This window comes from Cellvibrio sp. 25HG11W-0, assembly GCF_057815475.1.
Genome location: NZ_CM174230.1, coordinates 3535343 through 3556142, shown reverse-complemented (window position 1 = coordinate 3556142; position 20800 = coordinate 3535343). Strand labels below are relative to the sequence as shown.

Sequence of the window (20800 nt, the reverse complement as noted above, 5' to 3'; positions counted from 1 at the left end):
AGCGCTCATTGAGAAATCTCATGCCCAAAAATACCGGTAACAACTCAGGCGGCAAGCGCCCTCCCAACGCTAGTGGCTTGGGTAAAAAACCGCGCCCGAGTAAAACCGATGGGGTTAAAAAGCCTATCAACTATGTAAAAGACGATACGCCCCGTATGGATCGCCCGCGCAAAGTGGCGTCGACTATGCCGCAAACCAATAAGCGCTTAGGTGAGTTTGTAGTGGATCGCTTTGGCCATGATGGACGTGGCGTTGCCAGCCTAGAGGGCAAAACACTCTTTATTGATGGCGCTTTGGCTGGTGAGACTATCACTGCGCGCTTGGTTGAAGAGCATCCACGTTATATCGAGGCGCGTGTTGATCAGGTGTTGGTCGCCGCGCCGCGCCGTGTAACCCCTCCCTGTGCGCATTTCGCCGAATGTGGCGGCTGTCAGTTGCAATATATGGCACTTGAGCAGCAATTGGAGGTTAAGCAAGAGGCGTTATTAGAACAGTTGCTGCGTTGGGGGGGCGTGAGTCCTCAGCATCTCTTACCGCCTATCACCTCGGCAGGACAGGGCTATAGGCATCGCGCGCGCTTGGGTGTTTGGTATGAAGCAGATGGCAGCGTTACCTTGGGTTTTAGGCAAAAGCAAAGTAAAAACCTTGTTCATATCGCCCAATGTTGGGTGTTAGCACCCGTATTAAATCAATTGTTGGCACCCCTACACCTTTGGCTCACTGAGTTGCGCGCGCAGAAGCCGGTAACCCATATGGAGTTGATCGCCGCCGCGGATGGCGCCGTGGTGATTGTTCGCCATACTAAAAATTTGGCGGCAGCAGATTTGAGTAGCCTGCAGCAATTGGCTACTACGCAAGGTTGCCAAATTTGGCTTGAGCCTAATGGTGATGTAGGTTTGACCGATTTGCAGGGTGAACCCTGTGATCCGCGAGTGACCTACATAACAGCAGACTCTGCTCAGTCGCTCGCATTTCATCCCCAAGACTTTACCCAAGTTAACCCACAGGTTAACCAAGCAATGGTGCAGCAAGCGTTAAACTTGTTGGAGTTGAAGCCAGAACAGCGCTTGCTGGATTTGTTTTGCGGTATTGGTAACTTTACCTTGCCCTTGGCGCAGTACTGCGCTGAGGTTATTGGCATTGAGGCGGTGCCAGCCATGGTGGAGCGAGGGCGTGAAAATGCCGAGCGCTTGGGTATAAGCAATGCAAAATTTATCGCGGGCAACCTCGCAGATATGACCCATACTCAATTGCAGCGTTTGTGCGGCAAGGTGGATGCCATATTGCTCGATCCGCCCCGCGATGGTGCAAAAGATATCATTGCCAATATCCAGCAGTTGGTAGCACGTAAACAACTTTTGGTGCCGCGTATTGTCTACGTCAGTTGCAATCCTGCGACCCTAGCAAGGGATTCCAAACTTCTCGCCGACGCGGGCTATATCTTGGCTGCAGCGGGTGTGCTGGATATGTTCCCGCATACAAGCCATGTGGAGTCTATGGCGCTGTTTTTGCTTAAGTGATGTCCTTTATTTGAGCGTGATGGCCTTTATTTGAGTGTGATGGCTTTGGTTTGAGCTAAGACTTTGCTTGAATGAGGTACCGGATGGCGTCAGGGGCGCTATCCGCCATAATAAGAAGGTAAGACCTATGGTTAAAGTAAGAGAAGATCATCCCATAGCCGCCGATGGACAGGTGGATATAGAGGCTTGGATCGATCGCTTAAACAGTCTTCATATTCAGGCTGAGGTATCTCGTGCGGAATTGCGGCACGCAGCGGAGTTGAGTTTGTCGCTTGTAGACATACACGCCGACGATGATCACAACTGGGGTGAAGATGTCTCTTGTTTTCGCATAGGTCTAGAAATGGCGGAAATTCTCGCTGATCTCCAGCTGGATCAAGATGCGTTGGTTGCCGCCATACTTTACCGCGCGGTACGCGAAAATAAAATCACCCTGACCGATGTGCAAAATCGCTTTGGCGAAACCGTTGGCAAGCTGGTAAAGGGCGTGTTGCGCATGGCAGCTATTAGCTACCAGCGCAATGAAAACGAAGATAGGGTTTTAGGAAATCAGGCAGAAGAGCAGGCGGAAAAAATCCGTAAAATGCTCGTCGCCATGGTCGATGATGTACGCGTAGCGCTCATCAAGTTGGCCGAGCGAACCTGTGCTATACGCTCGGTGAAAAATGCCAGCAGTGAGCGGCGCCATCAGGTGTCGCGCGAAGTTGCTGACATCTATGCCCCCCTGGCGCATCGTCTTGGCATAGGGCATATCAAATGGGAGTTAGAAGATCTCTCCTTCCGCTATCTGCACCCTGATGAATACAAACAAATCGCCAAGCTGCTCGATGAGCGACGCCTAGCGCGGCAGGAGTATATCGACAATATGTTAGCGCTTCTGCGCACCGAACTGGGCAAAGCCAGTATTGATGGCGAAGTCTCGGGGCGGGCAAAACATATTTACAGTATCTGGCGAAAAATGAAGCGCAAGGGTATTCCTTTTTCGCAGGTATACGATATTCGCGCGGTGCGTATTTTGGTGCCGAGCGTGCGTGACTGCTATGCGGTGTTGGGAATTGCGCACAGTCTGTGGCGCAACATTCCCCATGAGTTTGACGACTATATTGCCTCGCCCAAAGAGAATGGCTATCGCTCGCTTCACACCGCCGTACTTGGACCTGAAAACAAGGTGCTGGAAATTCAAATCCGTACGTATGATATGCATGAGGAGTCGGAGCTTGGTGTTTGTGCTCACTGGCGTTACAAAGGTACAGACACTGATGCAGCCCAGGACGGCTATGAACAAAAAATTGCGTGGTTGCGGCAGGTGCTGGAATGGCATGAAGAACTGGGTGGTGATAGTGAACAACTGCAGAGCGACTTGCGTGCAGTAGATCAAGATCGTATCTATGTGTTTACACCCGATGGCCATGTGGTTGACTTACCGCGTACCGCGACTCCGCTGGACTTTGCCTACCGCATTCATACCGATGTAGGCCATCACTGCCGTGGCGCCAAGGTGAATAATCGTATAGTGCCGCTTAACTACCATCTCAATAATGCGGATCAGGTTGAAATACTCACCGGTAAACGCGAGGCGCCAAGTCGCGATTGGCTGACGCCCGCACTGGGTTATATCAATACCCCGCGTGCGCGTGCCAAGGTACAGCATTGGTTTAAACAGCAGGCGCGCGATCAAAATATTGCGGAAGGGCAGGCGCTGCTCGATCGTGAATTTAAGCGCTTGGCGTTATTGGATTTGGACTTTGAAAGCCTAGCGAAAAAGTTGCGCTTTAACAGCCTTGATGATCTCTATGCCGCTGTCGGTGCAAGCGATCTCGGTGTTGGTCAGGTGTTGAATGCCGCGCAGAAGCAATTAGATGATGCCAACCCCCAGCAGCCGTTAATTCCCTTCAAGGCGAAGTCGCCGAGTAAGAAAAAAGATTCAGACTTTTATATTGAAGGGGTGGGCAATTTACTCACTCAAATCGCCAATTGTTGCAACCCTGTACCAGGCGATGCCATTACGGGTTACATCACCCTCGGCAAGGGCGTTTCCATACATCGTCAGGATTGCAGCAATGTGTTGCAGCTGCAGAGCGAAGAATCGCAGCGGATTATCACCGTGGAGTGGGGAAATGCACCGCAGAGTGCCTACTCGGTGGATATTATTATTGAAGCCTATGATCGCTATGGTTTGCTTAAGGATATTACCGCGCTACTGGATCACGAGCGTATCAATATTAGCGCTATGCAAACCCTATCTGATAAACGTAAAAACACCGTGGATATGCAGGTAACGGCCGAAATCCGTGGTTTTGATGAATTGAGCCGAATACTGACTAAGCTGAATCAGTTGCCGAATATAGCTTCGGCGCGGCGTAAACACTCTTAAGGATTCTTTGTGCTAGAAGCTCAATACACTATCGATGATTTACTGTATTTAATGGCGCGCCTGCGCGATCCCGAAAGTGGCTGCCCTTGGGATATAAAACAGGATTATGCCAGCATTGCTCCTTCGACCTTGGAGGAGGCCTATGAAGTAGTGGACGCTATCGAGAAGCAAGACTTTGTCCATTTAAAAGAGGAGCTGGGAGATCTACTCTTTCAGGTCATTTTTTATAGTCAATTGGGCAAAGAGGAGCAGCGTTTTGAATTCTCCTCTGTGGTTTCTGGCTTAGTGGAAAAACTGGTGCGCCGTCATCCGCATGTGTTTCCTGATGGGACCTTACATAGTCGCGTGGATAATCGTCACACCTTGCCATTGGATGTTAAACAGCGCTGGGAAGCTATTAAGCAACAGGAGCGGGCCGCAAAAGGTGTGCAAGGTGTTTTGGCGGATGTCCCCTTGAATTTACCCGCTTTAAGTCGCGCAGCCAAATTACAAAAACGTGCAGCAAGTGTTGGTTTTGATTGGGATGATATACAGGGGCCAATCGCCAAGGTGCGCGAAGAACTGCTTGAAGTGGAAGAGGCACTAGGGCTGCAAGATCAAGCGGCAATTGAAGAAGAGCTGGGGGATTTGTTTTTTTCTGTAGTGAATATTAGCCGCTACTTGAAGCTTGATCCTGAATTGTTGTTGCGTAAAGCTAATCACAAATTTGAAGCTCGGTTTAATTTTATTGAGCAACATTGTGAGTTGGGCTTAGCGGAAACCAGTTTGGCTGAAATGAATCGATTATGGGATCTGGCGAAGCAGCGGTGCTAGTGCTGGCTAGATGCTTAATGGTTGGATGCTTAAAAAGCAGCAAAAGTCAAAATAAGTGCAATCTAATTTTTACGTCGGATTCTCATGGGCGTCTCGCTTTTTAAATTCACTGATAGTCATGAAATATGGCTATGCTTAACTTGCATGAAACGAGTAGTATCTGTGTTGACACCTAAAATAACAAATTCACAAGTGAGGTTAGATTGGATCGGCGAGAAGTTAAGCCGGGCTATGTGGATACCAAAAGTAGCAGTATCAAAATCCATGTTTCCGAGCTAAAAATCGGTATGTTCGTCTCCAAACTGGATCGGGATTGGCAGGAAACGCCATTCCTTATGCAGGGCTTCATGATTGAAGATTTGGATGATATCGATATAGTCGCCCAGTATTCGCAGCATGTGTGGATTGATGCGGTTAGGGCTGTCTGGGTGCCACCTGAAGAGCGCGGCAGTATTGCGGCGGCTAAACCCAAAACCAATACTTATATCAATAAAGTCGATGCTAAACAGGAACATACTGCCGCTTTGGGGGTGTTTCGCGAAGCGCACCGCCTCACCAAAACTCTGCTCGAAGATGCTCGCTTAGGCGGTGTCATCAATACCGAACAAGCAAAATCTACTGTTAAAGATTGCGTGCATAGCATACTGCGTAACCCTGATGCGCTTATCTGGATGTCGCGTATGCGCACTGAGGATGAATATACGTCAGAGCACTGCCTCAATGTCTGTATTCTCGCTATAGCTTTTGGTCGTCATTTGGGAATGAGTGAAGCGGAGCTAGAGAAGTTGGGGCTCTGTGGCTTGTTACATGATGTGGGTAAAATGCGTGTACCTCAAGCCGTGTTGAACAAAGCTGAACCGCTTTCAGACAAGGAGTTCAAGGCGATCAAAGCGCATGTCATTCATGGGCGCAACCTATTGATGTCGTCCCCCGGTGTGCCCAATGCCTGTGTTGATGTTGCTTACAGCCATCATGAGCGTATGGATGGCAATGGTTATCCGCGCAAGCTTAAGTCTGCGGGTATATCTGATTTTGCGCGCATTGTCTCGATAGTGGATGCCTATGACGCTATGACAGCAGACCGCTGTTATTCCAAGGCTATTCCTAGCACGGAAGCGCTCAAGAGAATTTTTCAAGATCGCGGCAGTCATTTTGATGAGCGTATGTCATTGGAATTTATTCGGTGTGTGGGTCTTTATCCACCAGGCAGTATTGTCGAATTAGTAAATGGTTTAGTCGGCATTGTTTTAGAGACTAACTATCGCTATCGCCATTTACCCAAAATTATTGTGGTAAAAGACTTAACAAAAAGCCTAGAGAAAGAGCAGGTGCTATCTCTTGATGAGATTGAGAAAAAAGAGTTGGATAAGACTTATCTTATTCGTCGTGCGCTAAGCGATGGCAGCCACGGTATTTGGATCAAGGAATATCGAGAGCGAGGTTTAATGTTTAGTCTTTAGCGATGCAACCTGTAGTTTAAAATCGTAAGGCGCCTTGGGGCGCCTTACGCATTTTTGGATAGTCAATATTCGGCTATAGCCACAAGGCAGCGCGTGCAAATGGGGCCTAAGGTTTAGGTGGTAAAATCTTGGGTTTTGCTTTTTGAGTAATAACCGTTTTATGTGGCGCTTTAGGTGTTCCTATATCTGCACGAGGACGCTCTGTTGCGCGTTTATTTTTAGCGTTGATAGCAATGTTGTTTTGCGCAGATTTTGGTCCTTTCGGCTGGCTGTGATGTTCAGTTCTCGCCCCGCTTTCATTTTTTGCTTGGCGCGGCTTATTGCCTGCGGGGCGCTTGCTGCGCGCGGGAATATTCGCTAATGCCGATGCAGGTAGATGCACGGTTTCCTGTTTGTATTTACCTTGTTCTATTCCATCCAAGGTCCAGTTACCAATTTTGACGCGCACTAGGCGGAGCGTAGGGTGACCTACTGCTGCTGTCATGCGCCGCACCTGCCGGTTGCGCCCTTCGGTAATGGTTATCTCCATCCATTGGGTGGGAATATTAACCCGAGTGCGAATCGGTGGGTCTCGCTCCCAGAGTTTTGGTGGTGCAATAAGCCGCGCTTCGGCGGGCTTGGTCATGCCGTCGTTAAGTTCTACCCCTTGACGCAATTTCGTTAAAGCGTAGCTGTTGGGTGCTCCCTCCACTTGCACCCAGTAGGTTTTAGGGAGTTTGTGGGCTGGATGGGCAATGTGATGTTGTAATGCGCCGTCGTCAGTGAGGAGCAATAATCCCTCTGAATCATGATCTAGGCGGCCAGCCGCATAAACATGTGGAATCTTAATAAACTGCGCCAAAGTGGGGCGGTTGTCATCGCTGGTGAACTGTGAGAGAACCCCATAGGGTTTGTTGAACAAAATTAGTGCAGCCATTGCGGTCTTAATCTTTTAGTCAGTGAGTTGAGTGTTTGAGTTCGGTTAACTTTCGTCACACACAAACAGTTTGCGGCCGCAATTCGGCCAAGCTGTGAATGCGAAAAGTTTACAGCACTGTTATACTGCGCGCGATTTATCTAGCCCCTTTTGGCTTAAATTTTTCATTCGAGGGTGCCGTGTCGGCGTTTTCCGTTGGCGGCGCTTTTGTGCTCTTGCAGCCTGTATTAACGGAGTAAACGTAAAAAATGACTGATTCCAAAATTATTTATACCCAAACTGATGAAGCCCCAGCCTTAGCAACCTACTCGTTACTCCCTATAGTTCAAGCTTTTACCCACTCTTCTGGCATTGCGATTGAAACCCGCGATATTTCATTGTCCGGTCGTATGATTTCTGCTTTCCCTGAATCCTTAACGTCTGCGCAGCGCATAGCGGACGATTTGTCTGAGCTGGGGAAACTGGCGACAACGCCAGAAGCTAATATTATCAAGTTACCCAATATCAGCGCGTCAATTCCACAATTAAAAACAGCTATAAAAGAGCTGCAGTCACAGGGCTATGCGTTGCCGGACTATCCAGAAGTACCGCAAAACGATGCTGAAAAAGAAGCCAAAGCGCGCTATGACAAAATTAAAGGTAGCGCAGTAAATCCTGTGCTTCGTGAAGGTAACTCGGATCGCCGTGCGCCTCTGTCGGTAAAGAATTACGCGCGTAAAAACCCCCATAAAATGGGTGCTTGGGCTGCAGACTCTGCGTCGCACGTTGCACACATGAGCGGTGGAGATTTTTACGGCAGTGAGAAATCTGCCCTAATTGCCAATGCTGGCAGCGTAAAAATTGAATTAGTGGCTGCAGATGGCAGCACTAAAGTACTTAAGGAATCGACCAACGTATTAGCGGGCGAAATTATTGATGCCTCAGTACTGAGCAAGAGTGCGCTGCGTGCGTTTATTGCGGCAGAAATCGACGATGCAAAAGCCAAGGGCGTCCTTTTTTCTGTGCACTTGAAAGCCACCATGATGAAAGTGTCTGACCCGATTATCTTCGGTCAGTTTGTCGAGGTGTTCTACGCTCCTGTATTGGAGAAGTACGCAGCTGAAATCGCTGAGCTGGGTGTTGATTTGAGCAATGGTTTGGGTGACTTTTACGCAAAAATTAAAGCACTCCCCGCTGACAAACAAGCGGCTATAGATGTAGATATGGCTGCGCTTTATGCCTCTCGCCCAGCATTGGCGATGGTAAATTCTGACAAAGGTATCACCAACTTGCATGTGCCAAGCGATGTGATTGTGGATGCATCTATGCCTGCCATGATTCGCGATTCAGGCAAAATGTGGAATGCTCAAGGCAAATTGCAAGATACCAAGGCATGCATTCCTGATCGCTGCTACGCTGGCGTTTATCAGGTTGTGATAGACGATTGTAAAAAGCATGGGGCATTTAATCCGGTCACCATGGGCAGCGTGCCCAATGTTGGCTTGATGGCTCAGGCGGCGGAAGAATATGGTTCGCACGACAAGACGTTTAAAATTCCTGCTGCAGGTGTGGTGCGTGTTGTCGATGCAGCGGGCGCAACATTACTGGAGCAAAAAGTAGAAGAGGGCGATATTTGGCGCATGTGCCAAGTCAAAGATGCGCCGATTCGCGACTGGGTAAAACTTGCGGTTAATCGCGCGCGCGCTTCAGGTGTTCCGGCGGTATTTTGGTTGGACCCTGCGCGCGCTCACGATGCGCAATTGATCACCAAAGTGAACAGCTACTTAAAAGAGCATGATACTAGCGGCCTTGAAATTCACATCATGACCCCTGAGACTGCAACGCAATTCTCCTTGGATCGTATTCGTGTAGGTAAAGACACTATTTCCGTTACGGGTAATGTGCTGCGCGATTACCTCACTGATTTGTTCCCCATTATGGAATTGGGTACCTCTGCCAAAATGTTGTCCATTGTTCCTTTGATGAATGGCGGTGGTTTGTTTGAGACAGGTGCTGGCGGATCTGCACCTAAGCACGTGCAGCAGTTCGTTGAAGAGGGTCACTTACGTTGGGATTCTTTAGGTGAGTTCCTCGCCTTGGCGGAGTCTTTGGATCACTTGGGAACTACTACCAATAATGCCAAAGCCAAGGTTTTTGCAAAAACCTTGGATCAAGCGAATGGTGCTTTCCTTGATAACAACAAATCACCAGGCCGTGCGGCAGGCGAATTAGATAACCGCGGTAGTCACTTTTATTTGGCACTTTACTGGGCACAAGCCCTAGCTGCTCAAACTGAAGATGCAGCGTTACAAGCTAAGTTTGCGCCAGTGGCTAAGTTGTTGTCTGAAAACGAAGATAAAATTGTTACTGAATTAAAGTCTGCTGCGGGCAAGCCGGTAGATTTGGGTGGATATTATCGTTTGGACAATGCCAAGGCTTCGCAAGCTTTGCGTCCTAGTGCCACCTTTAATGCTGCTTTAGCAACGTTATAATTCGAAAGAATTGGCGCCCTGCTCCTAGGGTGTAGCAAACAAACACCAATAGCCCCGAAGTGAAAGCTGAGGGGCTATTTTTTTGCTTGAGTGCGACCTGGCTCTTAAGGTTAATTTAGGAGCAGTAACGCTAAGGGCTATTTAACGCTAGATCCGATACTACTAGATCTAGGCTACGCGCTGACAGCTCGCGCATCCATAGTGTCGTCTGTCGTACTTGAAATCGGTTCGGAGGACTCTATATTAATAGCATGCAGCCCCTTGTCCCCTTTGGTTACATCGAAGCTAACTTTTTGCCCAGCTTTTAAGGTTTTGTAGCCATCCATAGTAATGGCTGAATAATGAACAAATAAATCTTCACTATTCTCATCACCAAGAATGAATCCGTAACCTTTTGCATTGTTGAACCATTTAACGGTGCCGGTTGGCATGATGGAATCCCTCTGCTCAAGAGATACCCTGATAGGGCATCGCCTTTGTTATTATTGTCCCAAAGGCTATAAGCGCACGGGGCGCCATAGATCTTTAGGTGCTATGAGCTGTAACTAGATCGTTCGAGCTATTATTAATATTAGAAAATTGCGTTGATGCACTGCTTTATGTCAGCTATTTGTTATTAATTTTTAGCCTGTTTTTTATTAACCTGTAACATTAAAAGGCATAAAAACATGGATGTTGCTGAAATTGTGTGCGGTGCTGCTTTGTTTTTATCCAACATTTGAACCAAAGTCAAGCATTTGTACGTATTAGGGCTTGTTATGCCAATGAGTTACAATACTTTCTGTCGACTAATCTTTTTATTTTGTATTGAGTCTCTATGGGCAATCTCTTAAACCTTCAACTAACCTTAAATCAAGACGGTGATGAATCGGCTGATGATTCAGATGGCGGCCTAGCCGTTTTAAGTGCTAAACCTAAGTTAAAGCGGCCACCTATGTATAAGGTGATGCTTTTAAATGATGACTACACTCCAATGGATTTTGTAGTCGAGATATTAGAAGATTTTTTTTCCATGTCTCGCGAACAGGCTACTCATGTTATGTTGACAGTACATCTTCAAGGCAAAGCAGTGTGTGGCACCTATACTCGTGATGTAGCGGAAACTAAAGCGGCACAAGTGAATCAATATTCAAGAGAGAATCAGCATCCGCTACTATGTGAAATAGAAGCGGTTGACGATGAAAGTTAGAGACCTTTGTTTCTAATTGGTGTGGGTTCGAAGAGGGTATGTGTGATGCTAAGTAAAGATCTAGAAGTAACATTAAATCTTGCTTTCAAGGGCGCTCGTTCCAAGCGTCATGAGTTCATGACGGTCGAGCATTTGTTATTGGCTTTGATTGACAACGATTCTGCGGCCAACGTTATGCGCGCTTGTGGGGCTGACCTCATAGTGTTGCGTAAAGAGCTGATTGAATTTGTTGACTCTACTACACCGCTTATTCCCGAAAACGACGTTGAGCGCGAAACCCAACCGACGCTTGGTTTTCAGCGTGTGCTCCAGCGCGCAGTATTTCATGTGCAATCTTCAGGTAAGCAGGAAGTGACGGGTGCTAACGTCTTGGTTGCTATTTTTAGCGAGCAAGAAAGTCAGGCCGTCTACTATCTGAAGCAACAAAGTATTGCGCGAATCGATGTGGTGAACTACATCACTCACGGCATACACAAGGTTGCGGGTCAGGGGGATGCAAGCCACGACTCGCATCAAGCGCAAGAAAATCATGACGAAGACAGTGCGACGGGCGAAGCCAGTAGCGCGCAAAGTCCATTGGAAAGTTTTGCAGCCAATTTAAACGAAGCCGCTATGCAAGGGCGAATTGATCCCTTGGTTGGTCGCGATGACGAGGTGGAACGAGTCTGCCAGATTTTATCTCGTCGGCGTAAAAATAACCCGCTCTTGGTGGGTGAGTCTGGTGTGGGTAAAACCGCAATTGCTGAAGGTTTAGCAAAACGCATAGTGGATGGCGATGTCCCCGATATATTAGCGGATAGTGTTGTTTACTCCCTCGATATGGGCGCTTTGTTAGCGGGGACTAAATATCGCGGTGACTTTGAGAAGCGCTTCAAAAGTTTGCTGAATGAATTGAAAAAGCAGAAAAAATCAATTTTGTTTATCGATGAGATACATACCATTATCGGCGCAGGTGCAGCTTCCGGCGGCGTGATGGATGCCTCTAATCTCTTAAAGCCACTGCTTTCATCGGGTGAGATTCGCTGTATGGGTTCTACCACCTATCAGGAATTTCGCGGTATTTTTGATAAAGACCGGGCGCTTTCTCGTCGCTTTCAAAAAGTGGATGTGGATGAGCCTACGGTGGAAGAGACTTACCAAATTCTCAAAGGCTTAAAAAGTCGTTTTGAGAAGCACCATAATTTACGTTATACCGACGGCGCCTTGCGTGCGGCAGCTGAGCTAGCAGAGCGCTATATTAATGATCGCTTTTTGCCGGACAAGGCGATAGATGTTATCGACGAAGCGGGCGCGTATCAGCAGCTGCAAGCGCCGAGCAAACGCAAGAAAACAGTAAGCGTGACGGATGTAGAAAACGTTGTTGCAAAAATCGCACGCATTCCCCCGAAAAGTGTTTCGTCGTCGGATAAAGAGCAGCTGCGCAAGTTAGATCAGAATTTAAAAATGACCGTGTTTGGTCAGGAAGAAGCAATAGATACGCTCTCTACGGCGATTAAGCTGTCGCGCGCGGGTTTGAGTGCAGGCGATAAGCCTATTGGTTCTTTCTTGTTTGCTGGGCCGACGGGTGTAGGTAAAACCGAAGTCTGTCGCCAGCTCGCCAAGTGTATGGGTATGGAGTTGATTCGCTTTGACATGTCTGAATACATGGAGCGCCACACTGTTTCGCGCTTAATCGGTGCGCCTCCAGGCTATGTAGGTTTCGATCAGGGCGGGCTATTAACGGATGCAGTCACCAAGCAGCCGCACTGTGTATTGTTGTTAGATGAAATAGAGAAGGCGCACCCTGAGGTCTTTAACCTTTTGTTACAGGTTATGGATCATGGGTCGCTTACAGATAACAACGGGCGCAAAGCAGATTTCCGCAATGTGATTTTGGTGATGACCACCAATGCGGGTGCGGATGTCATGAGTCGGGCCTCTATTGGCTTTACCCATCAGGATCACACCAGTGATGGCATGGAATCCATCAAAAAAATGTTTACGCCTGAGTTCCGCAATCGCCTTGATGCCATAGTGCAATTTGGCTCGCTGACATTGGCGACGATCAAAACCGTGGTTGATAAGTTCTTAATGGAGCTTCAGACGCAGTTGGATGACAAGCACGTTACGCTGGAAATTGCGGATGATGCACGCGAATGGCTAGCAATTCATGGCTATGATGTGAAAATGGGTGCAAGGCCGATGGCGCGCTTAATTCAAGAAAAGTTGAAAAAGCCTTTGGCGGAAGAGATTTTGTTTGGGTCTCTATCCCAAGGTGGTGGTACGGTTGAGGTTGAGGTAGATCCTATTAATGACAAGCTCGATATCGTCATTAAGGCGAAGCGTCCGCAACCTGCTTAGTTTTTGGGGTGTTGCGACTGTTGATTGAGTTTATTTAAGCGTATTAACAGTTGTATAAAAACAAAAGCCGCTATTTATAGCGGCTTTTGTTTTAGTGCCAAGCCTGCGTGGGCTCGACATAGATATTACTTAGCGTGCGCGATAGGTGATGCGACCCTTGCTCAGGTCATAGGGTGTCATTTCAACCTTTACTTTATCGCCAGTCAGGATGCGAATGTAGTTCTTACGCATTTTGCCCGAAATATGTGCGGTCACTATGTGGCCGTTTTCTAATTTAACGCGAAAAGTTGTGTTGGGCAGGGTATCAACCACTTCACCGTCAAATTCAATATTGTCTTCTTTTGCCATGCGGCAGTTTCCTCAGTTTTTACGATTGGTTTAGCGCTGTTGCAACCCGAGTGGTGGGTGTTTTTACACCCTCCTGCGCGCTTACTGCAGGGGGGTAAAAAAATAGGCGTGAATTGTGCCTTAATTAACCACTGGAGCCAAGTGCTAAGGCCATGAAAAGCGAGGAATAATCGGGATTTGGAGTGGAAATTAGCCTTTTTCCCTAAAAATCATCAAGGAACAATCTAACTGCTTAATTTAAGCGCATCCAGTGACGATTAATGAGCAGCTCTAACGGGTGATATTGGATCTTGTAATTCATTTTTTCACACTCTTTGATCCAATAACCTAGGTAGAGGTATCTAAGCCCGAGTTCTTGCGCTTGGTAAATCTGCGCCAAAATAGCGTATTTACCTAGGCTGCGCGCCTCCTCTTTAGGGTCAAAAAAGGTGTAAACCGCCGAGAGGCCATCCCCAAGCTGATCGCAAACGGCCACGCCGAGTAAACGACCCTGATGGCGAAACTCAAGAAACTGCGTGATATTCCATTCACTGGTTAGGAACGCTTTATATTGTTCCTCTGAGGGTGGATACATGTCGCCGTCTTGATGGCGCTGTTCTATATAGCGTGCGTAAAGGTTGTAATGCTCTAGGGTATTGATGTCGCTGCTGGCGGAGATTGTTAAATCTTGATTTTTTTGCCAGCAGCGACGCTGACTGCGATTGGCTTTGAATTCTGTGACGGCAATACGGCTAGAGATACAGGCTTGGCAGCGCTGGCATTGCGGGCGATAGAGGTGGGCACCGCTGCGGCGAAACCCTAACTGCGACAACTGTGTGTAGATTTCCGGCCCTATGGGAGCTTCGGGGTCTACGAATACCGTTGTGGCCTCTTGCCCGTCGAGGTAGCTGCAGGGGTGAGGGTGGGTGGCAAACAATTTGAGTGTCGAAAGGTCGGTCATTATCATCGCCTCGTAATACATGAAGCTAGTTATTCGATTGCTGCAGAAAGATTCACGACATTACCATTTTGGTAGATTGGGATCAATTTGCGTCCAATCACTGGGGGATTGTTTGGGAGCTGGAACAAAGTTTAGCAGTAATTGTTGGAATTCAGAACGTACTATTTCCAGAGCACCCAAGCTGAACAGGTGATCGTTAGCGACTTGGCAATCGATCAATCTAAAGTCCCAGTCGTTGAGTTGGCGCACAAGATGCGCGAAGCCCACTTTGGACGCATTGTCGGCGCGGCTAAACATAGATTCACCAAAAAATACTTTCCCCAATGCTATTCCATATAAGCCGCCGACTAGCTCACTGCTCGCCAATTCATCTCCGCCGCCGTCGCTATCGCGCCATACTTCAACGGAATGAGCGTAACCACGCTGGTGTAGTTCACTGTAGCCCGCAATGATTTCTTCGCTAATCCAAGTCCCATCGGCATAGGTGCGAGGCGCTGCGCAGGCGCGCATTACTTGGGTGAAGGCGTTATCAAAGGTGACGCGGTATATGCCCTGGCGCAGACATTTACGCAGGCTTTTTGAGATGTGCAGCTGGGTCGGAAAAATTACGGTGCGCGGGCTGGGGCTCCACCACAGAATAGGTTCGCCAGGATTAAACCAAGGAAAAATACCTTGGCGATAGGCACATAAAATACGCTCTGGTGACAGGTCACCGCCAGCGGCGAGCAAGCCTTCAGGCTCCTCTAATGCATTGGCCGGATTCGGGAATATATGGTTGTCCGCAGCGAGCCAAGTTAAGCGTGCCATAGATGATCCATTCCATAGGTTGAGAGTTGAAGAGTTATTGGGGTGGCTTGAGGCAGCGGGCGATTCTACGGGATTTTCGTAAAAAAAAGCCGCTCTAGGAGCGGCTTAGTGAATAACTATCGCACTAGAAGGCGTAGTTATTACAAATCATCCAAATACTTTTCTGCATCTAGCGCTGCCATACAGCCAGCACCAGAAGAAGTAATAGCTTGGCGGTATACATGGTCCGCTACGTCGCCCGCCGCAAATACGCCGGGAATGTTAGTGGATGTTGCGTTGCCGTGCAGCCCGCTTTTTACGGTGATATAGCCATCTTTCATATCGACTTGACCGGCAAAAATATCGGTGTTTGGTTTGTGGCCAATGGCGATAAATACACCTGCTACGTCAATATCTTGAGTAGAGCCGTCTTGGGTGCTTTTCAGGCGCAAACCATTAACGCCAGCATCGCCGCCCAAGACTTCTTCGAGCTGGTGATTCCAAATAATTTTGATGTTGCCATTTTTCTCTTTGGCAAACAGCTTGTCCTGCAGAATTTTCTCTGACTTTAATTTGTCGCGGCGGTGAATAAGGGTGACTTCACTGGCGATGTTGGAGAGATATAGCGCCTCTTCCACGGCGGTATTGCCGCCGCCAACTACAGCGACTTTTTGATCGCGGTAGAAGAACCCGTCACAGGTTGCGCAGGCGCTGACGCCTTTACCCATAAAAGCTTCTTCCGACGGCAGCCCCAAGTATTGAGCTGATGCGCCAGTGGCAATAATCAAGGCATCGCAGGTGTAGGTGCTAGAACCCACCAGCTTGAACGGACGTTCAGTCAGAATAGTTTCGTGAATATGATCAAAAATAATTTCTGTATTAAAGCGCTCCGCGTGTTCTTGCATTTGCACCATCAAATCTGGGCCTTGTAAGTCATGCGGGCCGCCGGGCCAGTTTTCCACTTCGGTGGTGGTAGTCAATTGTCCACCTTGCTGCATACCGGTGATGATCACTGGCTTGAGGTTGGCGCGCGCCGCGTAAATGGCAGCGGTATAGCCTGCAGGGCCGGAGCCGAGAATGATAAGTTGGTGATGTTGAACGTCGCTCATAAAAAAATCCTTAAACTGGCATGAGAATAGATGAACTCAATGTGGGGGCATGATAGGCGAATCACAATGACCGTGCAAAATTGTATGGGGCAATGTTTAAGATTGTGTATTGCTATAGTGGCTTATGGATTGTATTTGTCGTAGCTATGATGGGGTGCAATTTGAGATTATAACGATGCTGATAGCATGGCACTTGATGCAAGCCTTGGCGCGGCGCGGGTCATAGTTAAGCGTCGAATAAGCCTATAGGCTATTATCAGGTAAGCTTTGGGTCGGTAGTCTTGTTTTTAACAAGAACTTTATCGAGCGACAATAATGAATAAACCCTAATGAATAAACCCTAGCTTCTTGCGGTTTGCAGTATTTGAGAGACCTATTAATGCATTCACTCCCCACGGCGTTACGACTTTGGTTAAAGGCGCAATCGCAAGCCATCTCGGGTTGCACGGATTCCCTGCTTGTCGGATCTGCTAATGTCACAACAAACTCGGTCGAGTCGAGTACCGATAAATCACCGCGAGATACGGATGATGTAGTAAAAGCGGCGACTCGCGCGAATCCTTATCAAATATTGGCAAAATGGTCTCAAGGCAAGAGCGATTTGGCGCCCCTATCTCGCCTGGCTCAACAGGTATTGTCGAGCAAAAAATTACAGCTGCTCCCTTTAAATTCCCACTGCTTACTGCTCGCCAAACCGGTTGAGTTTGATGGAAAGCTTTGGGGGGTGGTGGTCCTAAAGTTACATAACCCCGACAATAAAGCGGCAAAGCCTGCTTTGATGACATTGCAGGCAGGCATGGTATGGCTGCAGTTTTTGGTGCATCAAGCGAAAACACCTGTTATCGCTCAGGTTGTGACTGAGGCTCCCGCGCGGGCACAGCCCCAGAGTGCGCCTCAGGCTTATTGGCTGCATCTTGGGCAGAGTTTGTTACAGGAAAATTCGCTGCGCGAAACGGCAATTAGTTTGGTTAATCTGCTGGCGACGCAGGCTAAGGCGGCGCGGGTGAGTTTGAGTTTTATGCAGGGTCGAGATTTGGTCCTTGAAGCGGTATCTTTTTCGGCCAATTTTGATGTGCGTACTCAGGCGATGCGCGCTTTAGTCGAGGCGATGCATGAGGCCGTGGATCAAGCGCAGGATGTATTTTGTAGTCGGCAAGAGGCGCTGGTTGATGGGCAAGTACAGCGCTGCCATCAAATTTTGCTTGAGCAGCAACAGTTAAATGCAGTGCAAACCATTTTGCTGCGCAAAGAGAAACAAAAAGATAAGGCGATTTTTGGTGTTGTCACGCTTGAGTATGTGCACTTACTTGAGGATAGTGCCGCGCAAACCGCATTCGTGCGTCAGTCGCTGAGCTTGGCGGGCCCTATTTTTTCATTGCAAATTCAAGTGGCACAAAGCGTAGGTGCCAAAGTGCGGCAGCAAGCGCAAGGTTTCTTGCAGCGCACGTTTGGCGAGGAGCGGTTACTGGGCAAGTTGGTTCTAGCCGGTGCACTGCTATTTTGCGCATTGATGTTTATTCCTGCGCAATACTGGGTTGGCGGCGATGCCAATTTACAGCCAGCCAATAAGTATTTGTTAGTGTCGCCACAGGATGGTTTTTTGAGTGCTATCAAAGCGCGCCCTGGGGATGACGTTAAAAAAGGTGCACTCTTAGCACAGCTAAACGACGACGACTTACGTTTGGAGCGCCGTAAATTAAGCAGTGAGGTGAAGCGCTATCAGCAAGCCTACGACAATGCCTTGGCAACTTCTAACCGCGTTGATGCTGCTATCGCCAGTGCGCAGGCGGATCAAGCGCGTATTCAATTGCAGCTCATAGAACAACAATTGGGGCGAACGCAGTTGCTAGCACCGGCAGATGGGGTGGTGGTTTCTAAAGATATATCTCAAGCCTTGGGTGCGCCGGTTAAACAGGGCGAAGTCTTATTTGAGATCGCCACAGAAGGCTATGTGGTTCAGTTGTGGGTGGACGAGCAAGACATCGGCGATATAGCGACAGGGCAGGAGGGCAAATTAAAGCTCTCCAGTTTGCCGGGCGAGGTGTTGGCCTTTAGGGTCAGCTCGATTACCCCCTTAAACGAAGTGCGCAGCGGGCGTAATTATTTTCAGATTGAGGCCGCCCTTGCCGATACCGCCGCGCTGCTGCGCCCAGGTATGAGTGGCTCAGGTAAGGTTGCCATAGCCGCGCGGCCTTTGGGCTGGATTTGGTTTCACCAAGCTTGGCGCTGGGTGCGCTTGAACCTGTGGTGGTAATCCTAGTTATGTATTTATCTAAGTCGATAGCAGGGCTAGACCTTGAGGGCTTCGCCATATGAGCGATCTTCTCTGGCCGCAACTGGCCAAACTGCAGCCGTCGCTGCCGCAACATATTGAATTCCAACGGCGCCACTATCAGGGCGAAACTTGGTATCTGTTGCAGGATAAAACCAGTGGTCGCTTTCATCGTCTCAATGGTTCCGCCTATCGATTGTTGAGCTTCATGAACGGGCGCAATAGCCTGCAAACTATTCTCGCAGCCGCGTCTGCGCCTGAGTTTTATGAGCAGCCAGAAGACGCACCAACGCGCGAAGAGTTAGTACATTTAGTACAGTATCTTCATGTCGCAGACTTGTTGCTGTGCGATATGCCGCCCAGCACTCAAGAGCTATTCACGCGGCAGCAACTCAAGCACAAGCAGCGCTGGCAGCGGCTGTTGGTGAACCCGCTTACCTGGAAAATCCCACTTGGCAGTCCCGATCGGTTACTGGATTTTTTATTGCCCCTAGCGCGACTTTTGGCAACGCCGTTTATGGGGGTGATCTGGTTGTGCCTGTTGGGCTATAGCCTCCTAGTCGCCGCGCAACATTGGCCAGAATTAACCCACGGTCAGCTTGATCATCTTTTGTCGCCCGGCAATCTTTTCCTGTTGTGGCTGACCTACCCGCTGTTAAAACTTCTGCATGAATTAGGTCATGGGCTTTTTACTAAAGTCTGGGGTGGCGAAGTACAAGAGTGGGGGCTGGTGTTCATTCTAGGGACGCCTTTACCCTATGTCGATGCCACCGCCGCCACAGGTTTTGCGACTAAGTCGCGTCGCTTGATGGTGAGTGCGGCAGGTATGGCGGTGGAGTTGTTTATTGCCGCCTTGGCGCTGTTGCTGTGGGTACAGGTAGAAGATGGTCTGTTGCGCGATACGCTCTTCAATATCATGGTTATAGGTAGCGTTTCTACCTTGTTTTTTAACGGCAACCCGCTCATGCGTTTTGATGGTTATCACCTTCTGGGTGATGCCTGCGATCTACCCAATCTAGCCGCCCGCGCTAATCAACAATTGAGTTATAGCGTTAACCGCTATCTTTACGGTGTGGCAGGGTTGGTGTCGCCTGCGGCCAGTCGTGCAGAGGGTTTTTTTTTGGTGAGCTACGCGCTTGCCGCCTTCGTGTATCGTCTCTTTATTCTGGTGGTGATTGTGCGTATTGCCGCCAGCTATTTCCCTACCTTGGGGTTGCTGTTGGCAATCTGGCTTATTTTTATCCAGTTGCTTTGGCCTGCGCTAAATTATTGTTTGAAGTTAATAAAGGGCAAATCCGCAGCGGGCCCAAAAACGCGTGCGGTAAAAGTTGTGAGCGGTGCGCTTGGGGTCTTGCTGCTATTTTTAATGCTCGTGCCTCTGCCCAGAACCACCAGCGGAGAAGGGGTCGTGTGGCTGCCGGATGACGCCAATATCAAAGCGCGTGCAGATGGTGAAGTGGTGCAATTAATGGTACAGGATGGTGAGGCTGTTGAGCAGGGGCAGCTTTTGATACAGCTGCGCAACAATACGCTAGAGGCCAATTTGCGCACTAAACAGGCAGTATTACGCGAATACAATGCGCGCTATCAAAAAGCCTGGGCGGAGGATCGCGCCGAAGCGCAGCTCTTAGTGCAGGACATAGCAGCGATAGAAGCAGAGCTGGGGCATTTACAGCTGCAGGTTTCGCACTTGCAGATATTGAGCCCAGCAGCGGGGCATTTTCGCCGCTTACAACATCACGAACTGGTGGGCAGCTATGTCCACTATGGTGATCGCTTGGGGATCATCGATAAACCCGAGCAAGTACGCGTGCGCGCAGCCTTAACGCAGGAGGAAATAGGTGCGGTCCGCCAAGCTACTCAAGCAATAGACGTGAAGTTCGCAGCACAGCCAATGCGAGCTTATAGCGCAGCCTTAGTTGAACAGGTTCCCGCAGGTACATTTGAGCTGCCGAGCGTTGTTTTAGGCGCGCAAGGCGGAGGGCGCTTGGCAATAGACACGCGTGTACCCGAGGGCACCAAAAGTACTAATATGATTTTTGTGGTGGATTTGGCGGTTACAGGGCTGCAATCCAGAGATTATTTCGGCGATAGGGTCTATATTCAATTTCATCACCCTTTGGAACCCGCTTTAATACAGCTATTTAGAATATTAGAGCAGCTTTTTATTCGAGGTTTTCAAATTTGACGATGAATAGGCTATAGTGAGTAAACTGTAATCAGCTAGTAAATGTTTGAAAAATAAGATAAATCAGGCAAGCC

At 48.7% G+C, this 20800-nt stretch carries 15 protein-coding genes; 9 read left to right on the top strand and 6 right to left on the bottom strand.

What is annotated here, in order from left to right; genetic code table 11:
- Positions 1-20: 20 nt before the first annotated feature.
- From rlmD to AC0KUT_RS14775, 4 genes are all read left to right on the top strand, one after another.
- Positions 21-1520 carry a 23S rRNA (uracil(1939)-C(5))-methyltransferase RlmD gene (gene rlmD / locus AC0KUT_RS14790; RefSeq protein WP_488831085.1) on the top strand — a complete coding sequence of 500 codons (1500 nt, stop codon included), beginning with the start codon at positions 21-23 and terminating at the stop codon, positions 1518-1520.
- 127 nt (positions 1521-1647) lie between these two features.
- Entirely contained in the window at positions 1648-3894 is a 2247-nt protein-coding gene (gene relA, locus AC0KUT_RS14785; RefSeq protein WP_488831084.1) for a GTP diphosphokinase, read from the top strand.
- 51 nt (positions 3895-3945) lie between these two features.
- Positions 3946-4707 (top strand): nucleoside triphosphate pyrophosphohydrolase, encoded by a 762-nt coding sequence (mazG, locus tag AC0KUT_RS14780; RefSeq protein WP_488835752.1) that lies wholly within the window; start codon positions 3946-3948, stop codon positions 4705-4707.
- 203 nt (positions 4708-4910) lie between these two features.
- On the top strand, positions 4911-6167 hold the full coding sequence (locus AC0KUT_RS14775; protein WP_488831082.1) for an HD-GYP domain-containing protein: 1257 nt from the start codon (positions 4911-4913) through the stop codon (positions 6165-6167).
- 106 nt (positions 6168-6273) lie between these two features.
- Here the strand turns inward: AC0KUT_RS14775 and AC0KUT_RS14770 are convergent, their stop codons facing one another.
- Entirely contained in the window at positions 6274-7083 is an 810-nt protein-coding gene (locus AC0KUT_RS14770) for a pseudouridine synthase (protein WP_488831081.1), read from the bottom strand.
- A 248-nt stretch (positions 7084-7331) separates the two neighbouring features.
- On the opposite strand from AC0KUT_RS14770, the gene AC0KUT_RS14765 reads away from it, so the two are divergent.
- Positions 7332-9554 (top strand): NADP-dependent isocitrate dehydrogenase, encoded by a 2223-nt coding sequence (locus tag AC0KUT_RS14765; RefSeq protein WP_488831080.1) that lies wholly within the window; start codon positions 7332-7334, stop codon positions 9552-9554.
- A 173-nt stretch (positions 9555-9727) separates the two neighbouring features.
- Here AC0KUT_RS14765 and cspD read toward each other — a convergent pair whose 3' ends face one another.
- Complete coding sequence (cspD, locus tag AC0KUT_RS14760) at positions 9728-9985, bottom strand: cold shock domain-containing protein CspD (RefSeq protein WP_488831079.1); 258 nt, start codon at positions 9983-9985, stop codon at positions 9728-9730.
- 386 nt (positions 9986-10371) lie between these two features.
- Here cspD and clpS point away from each other — a divergent pair, with 386 nt between their 5' ends.
- Positions 10372-10743 (top strand): ATP-dependent Clp protease adapter ClpS, encoded by a 372-nt coding sequence (clpS, locus tag AC0KUT_RS14755; protein ID WP_488831078.1) that lies wholly within the window; start codon positions 10372-10374, stop codon positions 10741-10743.
- Between the two features lie 45 nt (positions 10744-10788).
- Positions 10789-13083: an ATP-dependent Clp protease ATP-binding subunit ClpA gene (clpA, locus tag AC0KUT_RS14750; protein WP_488831075.1), complete on the top strand. Its 2295-nt coding sequence runs from the start codon at positions 10789-10791 to the stop codon at positions 13081-13083.
- 129 nt (positions 13084-13212) lie between these two features.
- On the opposite strand, the gene infA is transcribed toward clpA, so the two are convergent.
- From infA to trxB, 4 genes are all read right to left on the bottom strand, one after another.
- Positions 13213-13431, bottom strand: a complete 219-nt coding sequence (gene infA, locus AC0KUT_RS14745; protein ID WP_488831074.1) for a translation initiation factor IF-1 — start codon at positions 13429-13431, stop codon at positions 13213-13215.
- A 232-nt stretch (positions 13432-13663) separates the two neighbouring features.
- On the bottom strand, positions 13664-14371 hold the full coding sequence (locus AC0KUT_RS14740; protein ID WP_488831073.1) for an arginyltransferase: 708 nt from the start codon (positions 14369-14371) through the stop codon (positions 13664-13666).
- A 60-nt stretch (positions 14372-14431) separates the two neighbouring features.
- On the bottom strand, positions 14432-15178 hold the full coding sequence (gene aat, locus AC0KUT_RS14735) for a leucyl/phenylalanyl-tRNA--protein transferase (RefSeq protein ID WP_488831070.1): 747 nt from the start codon (positions 15176-15178) through the stop codon (positions 14432-14434).
- A gap of 140 nt (positions 15179-15318) precedes the next feature.
- Entirely contained in the window at positions 15319-16266 is a 948-nt protein-coding gene (gene trxB, locus AC0KUT_RS14730; RefSeq protein ID WP_488831068.1) for a thioredoxin-disulfide reductase, read from the bottom strand.
- A 379-nt stretch (positions 16267-16645) separates the two neighbouring features.
- Here trxB and AC0KUT_RS14725 point away from each other — a divergent pair, with 379 nt between their 5' ends.
- A complete protein-coding gene (locus AC0KUT_RS14725) occupies positions 16646-18520 on the top strand; it encodes an efflux RND transporter periplasmic adaptor subunit (protein WP_488831066.1) in 1875 nt (624 codons plus the stop codon).
- 58 nt (positions 18521-18578) lie between these two features.
- Complete coding sequence (locus tag AC0KUT_RS14720) at positions 18579-20726, top strand: efflux RND transporter periplasmic adaptor subunit (protein WP_488831065.1); 2148 nt, start codon at positions 18579-18581, stop codon at positions 20724-20726.
- Positions 20727-20800: the final 74 nt, after the last annotated feature.